The 14,382-nt window shown below is 59.8% G+C and carries 11 protein-coding genes; all 11 read left to right on the top strand.

The features are described 5' to 3' along the window. The first annotated feature begins 2 nt into the window (after positions 1 to 2). Positions 3 to 1,295 carry a lysine N(6)-hydroxylase/L-ornithine N(5)-oxygenase family protein gene (locus AC6I8D_RS21940; protein ID WP_497820939.1) on the top strand — a complete coding sequence of 431 codons (1,293 nt, stop codon included), beginning with the start codon at positions 3 to 5 and terminating at the stop codon, positions 1,293 to 1,295. 1 nt (position 1,296) lies between these two features. Next, the gene (locus AC6I8D_RS21935; protein WP_497820938.1) at positions 1,297 to 3,651 is read left to right on the top strand and encodes a GNAT family N-acetyltransferase; all 2,355 of its coding nucleotides are present in this window, start codon (positions 1,297 to 1,299) and stop codon (positions 3,649 to 3,651) included. Between the two features lie 94 nt (positions 3,652 to 3,745). Beyond that, positions 3,746 to 4,981 carry an MFS transporter gene (locus AC6I8D_RS21930; RefSeq protein ID WP_497820937.1) on the top strand — a complete coding sequence of 412 codons (1,236 nt, stop codon included), beginning with the start codon at positions 3,746 to 3,748 and terminating at the stop codon, positions 4,979 to 4,981. A 170-nt stretch (positions 4,982 to 5,151) separates the two neighbouring features. Continuing rightward, positions 5,152 to 6,786 (top strand): TIGR04028 family ABC transporter substrate-binding protein, encoded by a 1,635-nt coding sequence (locus AC6I8D_RS21925; RefSeq protein WP_497820936.1) that lies wholly within the window; start codon positions 5,152 to 5,154, stop codon positions 6,784 to 6,786. A gap of 13 nt (positions 6,787 to 6,799) precedes the next feature. Further along, the gene (locus AC6I8D_RS21920) at positions 6,800 to 7,741 is read left to right on the top strand and encodes an ABC transporter permease (RefSeq protein ID WP_497821063.1); all 942 of its coding nucleotides are present in this window, start codon (positions 6,800 to 6,802) and stop codon (positions 7,739 to 7,741) included. After that, positions 7,738 to 8,589 carry an ABC transporter permease gene (locus tag AC6I8D_RS21915; RefSeq protein ID WP_497820935.1) on the top strand — a complete coding sequence of 284 codons (852 nt, stop codon included), beginning with the start codon at positions 7,738 to 7,740 and terminating at the stop codon, positions 8,587 to 8,589. The genes AC6I8D_RS21920 and AC6I8D_RS21915 overlap by 4 nt, the downstream gene beginning before the upstream one ends. Next, positions 8,586 to 10,220, top strand: a complete 1,635-nt coding sequence (locus tag AC6I8D_RS21910) for a dipeptide ABC transporter ATP-binding protein (protein WP_497820934.1) — start codon at positions 8,586 to 8,588, stop codon at positions 10,218 to 10,220. The genes AC6I8D_RS21915 and AC6I8D_RS21910 overlap by 4 nt, the downstream gene beginning before the upstream one ends. Then, a complete protein-coding gene (locus AC6I8D_RS21905) occupies positions 10,217 to 11,221 on the top strand; it encodes a putative FMN-dependent luciferase-like monooxygenase (protein ID WP_312054058.1) in 1,005 nt (334 codons plus the stop codon). The genes AC6I8D_RS21910 and AC6I8D_RS21905 overlap by 4 nt, the downstream gene beginning before the upstream one ends. Positions 11,222 to 11,233: 12 nt before the next feature. Further along, entirely contained in the window at positions 11,234 to 12,343 is a 1,110-nt protein-coding gene (locus AC6I8D_RS21900; protein WP_497820933.1) for an alkylhydroperoxidase domain protein, read from the top strand. A gap of 2 nt (positions 12,344 to 12,345) precedes the next feature. After that, positions 12,346 to 13,485, top strand: a complete 1,140-nt coding sequence (locus AC6I8D_RS21895; protein WP_497820932.1) for an amidohydrolase — start codon at positions 12,346 to 12,348, stop codon at positions 13,483 to 13,485. A gap of 20 nt (positions 13,486 to 13,505) precedes the next feature. Continuing rightward, positions 13,506 to 14,351, top strand: coding sequence for a VOC family protein (locus AC6I8D_RS21890; RefSeq protein ID WP_497820931.1), 846 nt, complete (start codon positions 13,506 to 13,508; stop codon positions 14,349 to 14,351). Positions 14,352 to 14,382: the final 31 nt, after the last annotated feature.

The raw sequence follows: 14,382 nt of genomic DNA, 5'->3' as shown, positions 1-14,382 counted from the left end.
ACATGAACAACACTGTCTATGATTTTATCGGTATTGGTATCGGCCCGTTTAACCTTAGCCTGGCCTGCCTGAGTGAACCGGTTGAAGGACTGAACGGTCTTTTCCTTGACCAGAATCCGGGGTTTGACTGGCACACCGGCATGATGCTGGAAAGCGCCCATTTGCAGACCCCCTTTATGGCCGATCTGGTGACGCTGGCCGATCCAACCAGTCGCTATAGCCTGCTTAACTACATGAAGGAAAAGGGAAAGATATACTCTTTTTATATCCGGGAAGACTTTTTCCTGATGCGCAAAGAGTATAACCAGTACTGCCAGTGGGCCAGCTCGAAACTGAGTAATCTGCGCTGGAACCGTCACGTTGACTATGTCAGCTACGACGAGTCGATTGGCGCTTACCGGCTTAGCGTTACCAATACCGTCAGCGGCGAGACGCAGCAGTGGCTGGCACGCCAGCTGATTCTCGGCACCGGCCCCACCGCCTGGATGCCGGAATGCAGCACTCCGCATCGCGCGCGCCTGACCCACTCCAGCGAATATCTGCGCCACAAAGCCGCGTTGCAGGCGCGGCGTTCGATCACCGTGTTAGGCAGCGGCCAGAGCGCAGCGGAAATTTACTACGATCTGCTGAGCGACATTGACCGCTTTGGCTATCAGCTCAACTGGATCACCCGCGCGCCGCGTTTCTATCCGCTGGAATACACCAAGCTGACGCTGGAGATGACCTCGCCTGAATGGGTGGATTATTTCCATGATCTGCCGCCAGCCCGGCGCGACGAACTGAACGCCGGTCATAAAAATCTCTATAAAGGCATCAATAGCAGCCTGATCAACGATATTTACGATCTGATGTACATCAAGCAGCTGGACGGCGATCTGAACGTCAACCTGTTTACCCACTCGGCTCTGACCGGGATGCGCTGGCTGCCGCAGGGGGAATTTGAACTGACGCTGCATCAGCAAGAGCAGGATTGCACCTTCACCCGTCGGACCGAAGGGCTGGTGATGGCGACCGGCTATCACTATCGTCCACCGATGTTCCTTGAGGGCATCAGCCAGCGGCTGCGCTGGGATGACAAGGGGCGCTACGACGTACAGCGCAACTACAGCATCGATTATCACAACCAAATCTTTGTCCAGAACGCTGAACTGCATACCCACGGTTTCGTCACGCCCGATCTTGGCATGGCCTGCTATCGCAATTCGGTGTTACTGCGCGAACTGACCGGACGGGAAATCTATCCGGTTGAACGTCAAATTGCCTTCCAGACCTTCCCGGCACAATCGGAGCACTGATATGTCATCACACGTAATTTTCAGCGCCGCCCGTCCGGCTGGCAACTTCAGCCTCAGACCGTTACGCGCCGCCGATATGCCGCTGATTCACCAGTGGGTCAGCCGCGACTATGCCCGCTTCTGGGGAATGCAGCAGCAGAGCCTTGAGCAGGTCAGCGCCTTTTACCAGACGCTGACCGCCACCGATCCCCACGCAGCACTGATCGGCTGCTGCGATGAGCGGCCGATCTGCCTGATCGAATGCTATCGCGCCTGTGACGATGAGGTCGGCAAGTTTTATCCGGCCGCACCGGATGATTACGGCATGCACATCCTGATTGCGCCCGCCAGTCAGCCGATTAAGGCCTTTAGCTGGCAGGTTTTCACTCTGGCGATGGACTATCTGTTCAGCCGGCCAGAGGTCGGTCGGGTGGTGGTTGAGCCGGATGTGCGCAACGAAAAAATCCATCGGCTGAACCAGCGTGCCGGTTTCCGTTATCAGCACACCATCGATATGGGTCACAAGACCGCCTGGCTGGCGTTTTGCCAGCGTGAAGATTATCAACATGCGCTACTGCAGGAGTCACAGACTATGAATACCATCCCCTCGTTACTCAACGGTGCGCATCTGACGGGCGACCACTGGGCACGGGCTAACCGTCTGCTGATCCGCAAAGCGATTGCCGAATTTGCGCATGAAAAAATTATCGCCCCGGCGGAAACCCGTCCGGGCAACTATGCGCTGGCGGTGCCGGGCGGCGAAGCGAGCTATCATTTCCGCGCCGCCCGGCTGGCGCTGGATCACTGGGAAATCGCGGCGGATTCGCTCAGCAAACAGCAAAACGGTCATGCGCTGCCGCTGGATGCCTTGCAGTTCATCGTTGAGTTTAATCGGCAGATCGGCATTAGCCAGGCGCTGCTGGCGACCTACATGGAAGAGATCAGCAGCACGCTGTGCAGCAGCGTGTATAAGCTGCAAAAGAATAATCCCGACAGCCAGGCGCTGGTGAAGGCAGATTTTCAGACGGTCGAAGCCGCCATGACCGAAGGACATCCCTGCTTTGTCGCTAACAATGGCCGTATCGGTTTTGACGCCCGCGACTATCTGGCGTTTGCCCCTGAAGCGGCAGCGCCGATCCAGCTGACCTGGGTAGCGGTACATCAGCGCAATGCGCACTTCTCCAGCATCAGCGATCTGAGTTATGAACAACTGATGCGCGATGAGCTGGGTGAAGCGACGGTGTCTGCCTTTCATCAGCAACTGATCGCCAAAGGGCTGGCGGTGGAAGAGTATATTCTGATGCCGGTTCACCCCTGGCAGTGGCAGAACAAGCTGCTGACGGTTTTTGCGGCCGACATTGCTCATCAGGATATTGTCTACCTTGGCAGCGGTGACGATCGCTACCAGGCGCAGCAGTCGATCCGTACCTTCTTTAACCGCAGCCAGCCGAGCCGGCGCTACGTCAAAACCGCGCTGTCAGTGCTTAACATGGGCTTTATGCGCGGCCTGTCGCCCTATTACATGTCGACCACACCCGCCATAAATCAGTGGCTGGAAAAATTAGTGGCTGACGATGCATGGCTGCAGGCGTGCGACTTCCGCATCCTGCGGGAAGTGGCGGCGGTCGGGTATCACAATCGTTATTACGAGCAGGCGATTAAAGGCGACTCTGCCTACAAGAAGATGTTCGCCGCACTGTGGCGCGACAACCCGGTGGCCAGCCTTAAACCCGGCCAGCGTCTGATGACCATGGCCTCTTTCCTGCACATCGATCAGCATCAGCAGGCTTTACTGCCGGCGCTGATCGCAGATTCCGGCGTGCCGGCAAGGCAGTGGATCGAACGCTATCTGCGCTGCTATCTCAGCCCGCTGTTGCACTGCTTTTATCAGCACGATCTGGTCTTCATGCCCCACGGCGAGAACCTGATTATGCTGCTGGAAAATAACGTGCCGGTCAGTGCTTATATGAAAGACATTGGCGAGGAGATTGCGGTGATGAATCCGGATGCGGTACTGCCGGACAAGGTGCAGCGACTGGCGGTTGAGGTGCCGGAAAACCTCAAGTTGCTGTCGATCTTTACCGACGTGTTTGACTGCATCTTCCGCTTCATCAGTGCGATCCTGCATCAATCGGCGACGCTGGCGGAGGACGATTTCTGGCAGGCAGTGGCGCAGTGCGTCAAAGATTACCAGCAGGCACATCCGGAATTAGCCAGCAAGTTTTCGCGCTACGACCTGTTCGCCCCGACCTTCACCCGATCCTGCCTGAATCGCCTGCAGCTGGCGAATAATCAGCAGATGATCAACCTCGCCGATCCGGCTGAAAATCTTAAATTTGCCGGCACGCTGGAAAACCCGATTGCCCGCTGGCGCTGATCGTCTGCAGGCAGATTTCGGGTTACGTGACGCGGTCACATTGGTGGCCGCGTTGTTGTATTTCAGCAATCTTCACTTCAGGACGCTTTACGTCATGGCTTGTTTACCTTCGGTTTTCCACCGGACGCGCCGCCCGTTCATTTTCCCGTTGTCGCTGGTGTTGTTTGAATTTGCCACCTATTTCGCCCATGACATGATCCAGCCGGGCATGCTGCTGGTGACCCAGCAGTATGGCGTCGGGCCGGAATGGGTCTCCGCTTCGCTGTCGGCTTATCTCGCCGGGGGCATCATGCTGCAATGGCTGTTGGGTCCGCTCTCCGACCGTGTCGGTCGGCGCCCGGTGATGCTGTCCGGCGTGGCCTTTTTTATGCTCGCCTGTCTGGCAACCCACTGGGCGCACAGTATCGGGCAGTTTGTGTTGCTGCGTTTTCTGCAGGGATTCAGCCTGTGCTTTATTGGGGCGGTTGGCTACGCCGCCGTACAGGAAGCCTTCAGCGAAGCGCGCAGCGTCAGAATCATGGCGCTGATGGCCAATGTCGCGCTGCTGGCACCGCTGGCCGGTCCGCTGGCGGGCGCGGCGTTTCTATCGGTCGGTGACTGGCGCACCCTGTTCGCGCTGTTTGCGGCCCTGACCGCAGTGGCGCTGGCGGGCCTGTGGTACGCGATGCCGGAAACCTCGGGCGATCGGACCGCCTCGCTGTCGCTGGCCTCAATAGGCAAAGGCTACCTTGCGCTGCTGCGTGATAGACAGGTGATGCGCGGTGCGCTGGCAATTGGCCTGGTGACCGTGCCCTGCATGACGTGGGTGGCGTTATCGCCGGTGATTCTGATCCAGTCTGCCGGGCTGAGCCGGATGGGTTATGCGCTGCTGCAGCTGCCGGTTTTCGCGGCGATGATCGCCGGTAACCTGACGCTAAGCCGCCTGACCAGCCGTCTGTCGATTGAGCAACCGCTGCGGCTGGGGGCCTGGCCGGTGGTCTGCGGCCTGGCGATCGCCCTCTGTGCCGTGCTGGTCGACACGCAGAGCTATGGCTGGCTGACGGCGGGGCTGAGTCTGTATGGCTTCGGCACCGGGCTGATCAGTGCCGGACTCTATCGCCTGACGCTGTTTTCCAGCCATGCCGGCAAAGGCAGCGTGGCGGCGATGCTGGGAATGGTGAGCATCCTGGTGATTGCGCTGGGGATTGAAGCCGCCAAAGCCGCCTGGTTCAGCAGCGGCAGCCGGGGTTTCAGGCTGGTTAATCTCAGCTGCGGTCTGCTGTGGCTGGCGCTGTTAGCCGGTTTTTTACGTGAAAATCAGCGCCGCCAGGCGCTGCGCACGACGCAATAATCTTCACCCTGGCCGCCCGGCGGGCAGTAGCCATTCTTTTGATCACATCGCTCCGGCCGGGCATTTATTTTTTTCAGATAAGCTATGACCAATTCATTAGTTTATCTGCGAGTTGCGTCATTCGATGATGATTCTGTCTGCTGAGACAATTGATAACAAAGGAATTCATTATGAAGACGTTTTTTCACCGTGCGCCGCGTTCGCCTGCGCTGGTGTTGAGTTTACTCGCCGGCAGTTTTGCCGTTAATGCCGTGGCCGCACCGGTCAAAGGCGGCACGCTGATTTATCTGGAGCAGCAGGCACATACCAATCTCTATCCTCCTGCCGGCGGCTTTTATCCGAATGGCGGTATTCTGAATCAGATCACCGACAAGTTAACCTGGCAGAACCCGGAAACTTTGCAGGTGGAACCCTGGATTGCCGAGAGCTGGACCACCAACGCCGATAAAACTCAGTACACCTTTAAACTTCGTCCCGGCGTGACCTTCTCCGATGGCACGCCATTGGATGCCAATGCGGTGGCGAAAAACTTCGATACCTACGGGCTGGGTAACAACGCTCTGCGCCTGCCGGTGTCAGAGGTGATCAATAATTACGATCACAGCGAAGTCATCGATCCGCTGACGGTGAAGTTCTATTTTAAACAGCCGTCACCGGGGTTCCTGCAGGGCACTGCCACTATCGGCTCCGGGCTGGTTTCACTCAGCACGCTGGCGCGCAGCTTCGATCAGCTGGGCGACGCCCGCCATATTATCGGCTCCGGACCCTTTGTGATCAGCGATGAAAAGCTGGGGCGCGAAGTCGACCTGGTGGCGCGTAAAGATTACCGCTGGGGACCCGTAAACGGTCAGCAGCAGGGTCCGGCCAATCTTGACGGCATCAAAGTGCTGGTTACGCCGGAAGATAGCGTGCGCATTGGTGCGCTGCTGGCCGGTCAGGCCGATTTTATCCGCCAGGTTCAGGCCTATGATGAGAAACAGGCCAGCGAACAGAACTTTCCGATCTATGCCGCGCCGACCCGGGGCGTCAACGATAGCCTGAGCTTCCGCCCGGATAATCCGCTGGTCAGCGATATCCGGGTTCGTCAGGCGTTATTGCACGCCACCAACGCGAAGCAGGTAGTGGATACGCTGTTCTCCGCTAACTATCCGCAGGCCACCTCGGTGGTAGCGAAAAGCGCGGCGGGTTACGTCAATCTGGCTGACAAACTGACCTTCGATCTGGCGAAAGCCAGGGCATTGCTGGATCAGGCAGGCTGGCAGCCGGGTGCCGACGGCATTCGTCAGAAAGCGGGTCAGCGGCTGGCGCTTACCGTGTATGAATCCTTACCGCAGCCGCAGAACAAAGAGGTACTGCAACTGGTGGCGCAGCAGTGGCGTCAGGTGGGTGTCGCGCTGACGGTGAAGGCCGGTGATGCCGGCAGTAAAACGCTGGATAATCTCGATCCGCTTAAAACCCCGCTTAACGTCACCGAAGTTGGCCGTGCCGATCCTGACGTGATTAAGAGCAGCTTCTATCCGGCTAACCGCGACAACCTGCTGCAGAAAGGCGGCTCCAGCGACAAAGTCAAAAACTTCCGCGACGACCGGCTTAATCAGCTGCTGGTGGCGATCTCAGCCGAGGTCAATCCGGGCAAACGACTCCAGCTGACCGGCGAGGTGCAGCGTTATCTGCTCGATCAGGCCTACGTCATTCCTATCTTCGAAGAGCCACAGGTTTATGCCGGTGCACCCTGGCTGAAAGGGGTGAAGTTTGAAGCGGTAGGCCGTCCGGCGCTGTATGGCGCATGGCTGGAAAAACATTAAACCGGAGTTGATGATGCGCCACTACTTGTTGCATCGGGCAGGACTGGGACTGCTGGTCCTGTGGGCCGCTTTTACCCTGTCATTTTTCCTGTTGCAGGTGCTGCCGGGCGATGCGGTACTGATTAAGTTCCAGAATCCGGATCTCGGTCTCAGCCCGCAGCAGATTGCTGAGATGCGTCAGGCTTATGGCGCGGACAATCCGCTGTGGCAGCAATATCTGCATACGCTGGCCGCCATGCTGCACGGTGACTTTGGCTATTCGGTTCAGGCGGGCGTGCCGGTCAGCCAGCTGCTGGTCGCTAATCTGCCGGGCACCCTGCGTCTGGCGTTGTGCGGATTTTTACTGGCGACGCTGCTGGCGTTTGCGCTGGCGGCGCTCTCGCGCCATCCGGCGCTGCGCGGCCTGCGTAATCTGCTGCAATCGCTGCCGGCGCTGTTGATCTCGGTCCCGACCTTCTGGCTGGGGATCGCCTTAATACAGCTGTTCTCATTTCAGCTGCGCTGGATACCGGTGATCAATCCCTCGCCGTGGCAGGGACTGATTCTGCCGATTATCACCGTGGCGATCCCGATCTCCGCGCCGCTGGCGCAGATTCTGTTGCGCAGTATTGATGAGGTCTCAACCCGACCGTTTGTGGCGGTAGTCAGAGCCAAAGGTGCCAGCGAAGGCTACGTGCTGTGGCGGCACGTGCTGCGTAACGCCCTGCTGCCGGTGCTGACGGTGGCCGGTTTACTGCTGGGTGAACTGATCGCCGGCGCGCTGATCACCGAGACGGTGTTTGGTCTGGGCGGCCTTGGCCAGCTCACACAGCAGGCGGTGAATAATCAGGACGTGGCGGTGCTGCAGGCGGTGGTGGTGATTTCAGCGCTGGGCTTTGTGGTGATTAACCTGGTGGTGGATTTGCTGATGCCGCTGCTTGATCCGCGCTTACAACTGTTGAGAGGCACACCATGAGTCTGGTTGATTATGCCGCGGCGCGACGCCCGGCACGGGCGAAGAGAGGCGCTGTCAGCCGGCAGCCCGGCTTATGGCTGGCGGCGCTGGTGATGCTGCTGGCTATGCTGGCGGCGCTGTTTCCTGGCCTGTTTACAGATGCCAGCCCGGTTGAAGGCGTGGCTGGCGCCCAGCGTCTGGCGCCGCAGGCCGGTCACTGGCTGGGTACCGATCAGCTGGGACGCGACCTGTTTGCCCGCATCGTTTACGGCGCGTCACACTCGCTGTCAGCGGCGTTTATTGCGGTGGCGATTGGACTGGTTATCGGCACCGCGCTCGGCCTGATCGCCGGTGCGACAGGCGGTAAAACCGAATCGGTACTGATGCGGCTGGTCGATGTGCTGCTCTCAATTCCGGCGCTGTTACTCTCGCTGAGCCTGCTGATTCTGCTCGGTTTCGGCACGGTGAACGCGGCGCTGGCGGTGGGCACCGCCTCGATCGCCAGCTTCGCCCGGCTGGCGCGCGCTGAAGTGGTGCGCATCCGCCACAGCGACTATGTCGAAGCGGCCTATGGCAGCGGCGGCCGCTTTTTCACCGTGCTGTGGCGTCACATTCTGCCGAATGCGCTCAGCCCGGTCATCGCCTATGCCGCACTGCAGTTTGGGCAGGCCATTCTGGCGCTCTCAACCCTGAGTTTTCTTGGCTACGGCACGCCGCCGCCGATCCCGGAATGGGGATTACTGATCGCCGAAGGCCGTAATTATCTGGCCACCGCCTGGTGGCTGACCACTTTTCCTGGCGTGGTGGTGGTGGCTGTCGTGCTCGCCGCTAACCGTATCAGTCAGCAACTGTCAGGAGGCCAGCGATGAGCAGGCAACCGTTACTCGCCGTCGATCAACTTACCCTGAGTTATCGCAGCGGCAATCTGTGGCAACCGGTAGTGCACAATGTCAGCTTTACGCTTAACGCCGGGGAGATGGTGGCGCTGGTGGGTGAATCCGGATCGGGCAAAACCACCACCGCGCAGGCCATTATCGGGCTGATGGCGGATAACGGCCGCCGCGATCGCGGGGAAATCCGGCTCAACGGCGTCGATATCAGTCAGTGGTCGCAGAAGCGTTTCGATTCGCTGCGCGGTGCGCAGATCAGTCTGGTGCCGCAGGACCCCGGCAATTCCCTTAATCCGGTGAAAACCATCGGTGAGCAGGTGGCAGAAATTCTACGTCTGCACCGGGCGAGTTCCAGCGCCGATCGTCAGCAGCGGGTGATTGAGTTGCTGACCCGCGTCGGGCTTAGCCATCCGGAACAGCGAGTTCACCAGTTTCCACATCAGCTGTCGGGCGGGATGAAGCAGCGGGTATTGATCGCCATTGCGCTTGCCCTGCAACCGGCGTTGATTATCGCTGATGAGCCAACCAGCGCGCTGGATGTAACGGTGCAAAAGCGCATTCTTGACCTGCTGGATCAACTGCGGCGTGAGTCGGGAACCGCCGTGTTGTTTGTAACGCATGACCTGGCGCTGGCGGCCCAGCGGGCTGACCGGATTATGGTATTCCGCCACGGTGAAATTCAGGAATCTGCTCCGGCGACCCGTCTGATCAGCGCGCCGGCACACCCCTATACCCGTCAGTTGCTGCAGGACGCCACCCCGCAACGGCGTACCCGCACTCAGACTCAGCGGGCGAATTTTTCTGCCCCCGCCATCCAGGTTACCGCTATCGCAAAAAGTTTTGCCCTCGGTAAACAGCAGCGGTTACAGGCGCTGGATCAGGTCAGTTTTCAGGTGGCACGCGGCACCACCCATGCGCTGGTCGGGGAATCCGGATCGGGTAAAACCACGCTGGCGCGCATCGTCATGGGATTTGAAACGGCGGACAGCGGTACGGTGACGCTGGACGGCGATATTGTCAACGGACTGCGCGGTGAAGCACTGCGTCAGCTGCGACGCAAAATCCAGTTTGTTTATCAGAATCCGTTTGCCTCGCTCGATCCGCGTCAGACGCTGTTTGAGATCATCGAAGAGCCGTTACGTAACTTTGAGCGCCTGAGCCGCGAAGTGCGTCGGCAGCGGGTCGAGGCGGTGACCGACAGAGTGGCGCTGCCGCTGAGCCTGTTGTCGCGTCGGCCGCATCAGCTCTCCGGTGGCCAGCGTCAGCGGGTAGCGCTGGCGCGCGCGCTGATCGCCGAACCGCAGATACTGGTGCTGGATGAAGCGACCTCGGCGCTCGATGTCACGGTACAGGCGCAGATCCTCGATCTGTTGCAGCAGTTACAGGCGGATCTGGGGCTGACCTATCTGTTTATTACCCACGATTTAGCCACGGTGCGGCAGATTGCCGACAGCGTGACGGTGTTAAAAGCCGGACAGGCGGTGGAGCAAGGTGACGTTGTCACGCTGTTCTCATCCCCGCGCCATCCTTACAGCCGTGAATTAATCGACGCCATCCCTCCATTTATTCCATTGAACACGCTTTCCCTGAAGACTAAGGAGTCAGCATGACCCGTCGCCTCGGCTTTTTTACCCGCCTGCTGGATAAGGTGCCTGCAAAGCAGCGTTACCGGCTGGCAACCGAACAGATTCAGCACGCGGAGCGATGTGGTTTTGATAACGCCTGGGTGGCGCAGCACCATTTTCATCAGGATGAAGGCGGGCTGCCGTCACCGCTGCTGTTTCTGGCGCACGTTGCAGCGATCACCCGCTCTATCCGGCTCGGTACCGCCATTATCACCCTGCCGATGGAGAATGCGCTGCGGGTCGCCGAAGACGCTGCGGTGCTGGATCAGCTGGCGGATGGCCGGCTGGAAATCGGGCTGGGATCGGGCGGTACGCCGTCGTCATTTCACGCATTTGGTCAGCGTTTTGACGCGCGAGGCGTGGCGTTTGCAGAACATCTGCATACCCTGCTCAGCGCCTGGCGAGGCGATTCGCTCGGCCATCCTGATAACCATCTCTATCCGGCAGCGACACAACTGGCCGATCGCGTCTGGATCGCCACATTCTCCGTGGAAGGTGCGGTACGCGCGGCACAGGGCGGACACGGTCTGATGCTGTCCCGCACCCAGCCGCGCCCGGCCGACCAACCGGCGTTACCGCTTGATGCGCTGCAAAACCCGCTGATTGATGCCTATCTGGCGGCGCTACCGGCGGGCGTGACGCCCCGCATTCTCGCCTCCCGCACCGCTTTTGTCGCGGACTCGACGGCGTATGCACGCCAGGTGGCCGAGCCGGGCATTCGCCAGCAGGCGCAACAGTATCGCGCGGGCGGACATCAATTGCGCGGCGAACGCTTCGACGATCTGCTGGCGCAGTTTGATGCCCACGTCGGGGATGTCGCGACGGTTCAGCGCTCGCTGGCACAGGACAGCACGCTATTGCGCGTCACCGATATCTCTTTTCAGGTGCACTCCGTTGAGCCGTCGCATGCTGACACGCTGCGCTCGATCGAACTGATTGCCGAACATCTTGCGCCAGCGCTTCGTGCGGCTGGCGAACCTCGCTAACAGGAGCACGTTATGACTCAAGCTGACGATCTGCTAAACGCACTGGCCGATATCGCCCCCGATTCTGACCTGGCACAAGCGCGCCAGGTCCGCCACGCCGCCACCCAGCATACCCAGGGCAGTTATGCGGTGCTGTTCGGCCAGCAGGAGGATGATTTTCCGCTGCCTGAACGGCTGGCATTGGCCGCGCAGCTGGCGGAGTGGCATGACCAGCCGGGCCTGCAGGCACACTATTTACACCTGCGATCGTCGCAGCCGGGCGGCGTCTCTGAGCGCGATCGGGCCGCCGAAGCGTTTGCCCGACGCCTGACCTTCGAACCGGTCAGCGCGGCACCGGCACACATTGCCGAATTGCAGCAGGCGGGCTGGAGCCCACGCGGCATTGTCACGCTGGCGCAGCTGGTGGCTTTTATCAGTTTCCAGAGCCGGTTGCTGGCCGGTCTGCGTGCATTACAGGGCGATGTGGCACAGGCTGACGCGCCGCCGGTGGTGGCTGGTCACTGGCACGATGCGCCGCACACCGCCAGCGGCAAGACGGCCGTTACCGCCTTTACCCAGCGTGAACTGGGCTGGGAACCCTGGCTGGCGGCGAAACCGCTGGCGGAGTTCAGTGCGGATGAACAGGCTACGCTGGCTAAATTTGGTCATAGCGACTCCGATTATTTCCTTCTGCTGGCGCGTAACCTGCCGCTGCTGGAACAGCGCACCCTGACCGATAAAGGCATTTTCTACACCGCCGGCGGTCTGCCACGTGCTGAACGGGAACTGGCGGCAACGGTAGTAAGTAAGGTTAACGGCTGTATCTATTGCGCGTCGGTCCATGCGCGCAAAGCCAGTCAGTTAGCGAAGCAGGATGATGCGATTCAGAAACTGCTGAACGTGGCGCCGGGTGCGGTGTTGTCCCACGGTCAAAGCCCGCGCTGGCAGGCGCTGATCGCTTTCGCGGCGGCGCTATCGATCACACCGGTGCGGCTGACGCAACAGCATATCGATGCGGTGCGTGATCAGGGGCTGGACACGCTTGCCCTGCTCGATCTGATCCAGTCCAGTGCCTTTTTTGCCTGGGCGAACCGCCTGATGCTGACGCTGGGTGAACCTTTTCTGCCGCAACAACAGGGATAACCATGACATCGTTTTCAACTGAACAACTGGTGCAGTGGCGTCGCGAATTGCATCAGCATCCGGAATTATCCAGTCAGGAATTCGCTACCACCGAACGCATTACCCGCTGGCTGGAACAGGCGGGCATCCGCCTGCTGCCGCTGGGACTGAAAACCGGCGTGGTGGCGGAGATGGGCGACGGACCGGCGCTGATCGCACTACGTGCCGATATCGATGCGCTGCCGATTGATGAAATTACTGACCGGCCGTGGCGCTCACAGCAACCGGGGGTGATGCACGCCTGCGGTCACGATCTGCATACGGCGGTGATGATGGGTGTTGCCCTGCAACTGAAACAGCGTGAAGCCACGCTGCCTGGCCGGGTGCGGATCCTGTTTCAGCCGGCGGAAGAGACCTTTACCGGCGCACGACAGCTGATCGATGCCGGGGCGCTGGAGGGGGTGCAGGCCATCTTTGGCCTGCACAATGCGCCTGATCTGCCGCTGGGGACGCTGCGGACCCGCCCGGGCGCGTTCTACGCTAACGTTGATCGCTTCGTCATCCGGGTTAAGGGCAAAGGCGCACACGCCGCGCGGCCGCAGGAAGGCATCGATTCTATTGTGATTGCCAGCCACATTGTGACCGCTTTGCAGACGCTGCCGAGCCGGGTATTCAGTTCGCTCGAGACGGTAGTGCTGAGCGTGACGCGCTTTACCGCCGGCAACACCTGGAATGTGCTGCCAGAAAGCGTCGAGCTGGAAGGCACGGTGCGAACCCATAACAGCGAGATTCGGGCGCAGATCCCGCAGCGGATTAGCGCATTAATTCAGGGCATCGCCGCCGGCTTTGGTGCCACCGCCGAACTGGAATGGACGGAAGGCCCACCGGCACTGATCAATACGCCAGCTTGGGTAGATGTGGCACTGGAACTGGCGCAGGAAACCGGCTATCTGGCCGAGCGCGCCGCCACCCCGCAGATGGGCGGCGAAGATTTCGCTTTCTATCTGCAACAGGTGCCTGGGGCATTCGTCAGTATCGGCAGCGCCAGCACGTATGGATTGCATCATGCCGGTTTCGATCCTGATGAATCGCTGATCGAGCCTGCGGTGAACTACTTCACCCGCCTGGCGCCACGCGCGTTGCAGATTGTGGCGGCACAATGACCAAAAGAAGGAATCTGCTGATGTCTGTCCCTGTCCCACAACCGATTCTCGATCACGCTGTGATCAATGTCGCCGATCAGCTGGATGCGGCCAGCGCGCTGTTTCGTCGCCTCGGGTTTCAGCTGACCGAACGGGGTCATCACTCGCTGGGGTCCAGTAACCATCTGGCTGTGTTCGGCGAAAACTATCTTGAGTTATTAGGCTATGAGCCGGGCAAGGCCGCCCGCCGTGCCGATCTGTGGCAAGCGCCACCTGGGCTGAGCGGTCTGGTGTGGAAGAGCAGCGAGGCCGATAGTGAATATCAGCATCTGCAGCGGCAGGATCTGGATGGCGATCCCCCCGCCAGCTTTCACCGGCCGGTTACCCTGCCCGATGGCGCGGTGACTGAAGCGCGTTTTCGCACCGTGCGACTGCGCCCGTCTTTAATCCCCAACGGCCGCAGTTTTTTTTGTCAGCATCTGACGCCGGAAGCGGTGTGGCAGCCGGCGTGGCAGGCGCATCCGAACGGTGTGCGCAATATCAGTGAGTTCGTGATTGTGGCGCAGGACCCGGCCCTGTCGGCGCAGGTCTACAGCCACCTGTTTGGCAGCGGAAAAATTATCGCCTGTCCGGAAGGCGCTTTTGTGTTACGCGCCGGTGCTGCCACGGTGCGTTTTGCCTCGGCAGACTATGCGCAGCAGCGCTTTGGGCCGCTGCCGGAAGATTATGATGGCAGTGCGCGGATGGTAGCGCTGGGCTTTGTTAGCGACGATCTGGCCAAAGTTAAAACGGCGCTGCTGGCGGGCGACGTCAGGTTTGAACAACAGCCGGAGGCGATTCTGGTTGAAGCAGGACAGGGTTTTCATCTGGCCTTACGCTTTACCTGAGGCCGGCAGCCAGCGGAATATCGTAAAAAAA

The sequence above is a fragment of the Pantoea sp. X-Soil-MYKO-1785 genome, from assembly GCF_059730675.1.
This window is presented reverse-complemented; position numbering and strand designations above follow the sequence as displayed.

What these genes read in the sequence shown, in the direction of transcription:
- AC6I8D_RS21940 (WP_497820939.1), top strand. Translation starts at nt 3, where the DNA reads ATGAACAACACTGTCTATGATTTTATCGGTATTGGTATCGGCCCGTTT.
- AC6I8D_RS21935 (WP_497820938.1), top strand. Translation starts at nt 1,297, where the DNA reads ATGTCATCACACGTAATTTTCAGCGCCGCCCGTCCGGCTGGCAACTTC.
- AC6I8D_RS21930 (WP_497820937.1), top strand. Translation starts at nt 3,746, where the DNA reads ATGGCTTGTTTACCTTCGGTTTTCCACCGGACGCGCCGCCCGTTCATT.
- AC6I8D_RS21925 (WP_497820936.1), top strand. Translation starts at nt 5,152, where the DNA reads ATGAAGACGTTTTTTCACCGTGCGCCGCGTTCGCCTGCGCTGGTGTTG.
- AC6I8D_RS21920 (WP_497821063.1), top strand. Translation starts at nt 6,800, where the DNA reads ATGCGCCACTACTTGTTGCATCGGGCAGGACTGGGACTGCTGGTCCTG.
- AC6I8D_RS21915 (WP_497820935.1), top strand. Translation starts at nt 7,738, where the DNA reads ATGAGTCTGGTTGATTATGCCGCGGCGCGACGCCCGGCACGGGCGAAG.
- AC6I8D_RS21910 (WP_497820934.1), top strand. Translation starts at nt 8,586, where the DNA reads ATGAGCAGGCAACCGTTACTCGCCGTCGATCAACTTACCCTGAGTTAT.
- AC6I8D_RS21905 (WP_312054058.1), top strand. Translation starts at nt 10,217, where the DNA reads ATGACCCGTCGCCTCGGCTTTTTTACCCGCCTGCTGGATAAGGTGCCT.
- AC6I8D_RS21900 (WP_497820933.1), top strand. Translation starts at nt 11,234, where the DNA reads ATGACTCAAGCTGACGATCTGCTAAACGCACTGGCCGATATCGCCCCC.
- AC6I8D_RS21895 (WP_497820932.1), top strand. Translation starts at nt 12,346, where the DNA reads ATGACATCGTTTTCAACTGAACAACTGGTGCAGTGGCGTCGCGAATTG.
- AC6I8D_RS21890 (WP_497820931.1), top strand. Translation starts at nt 13,506, where the DNA reads ATGTCTGTCCCTGTCCCACAACCGATTCTCGATCACGCTGTGATCAAT.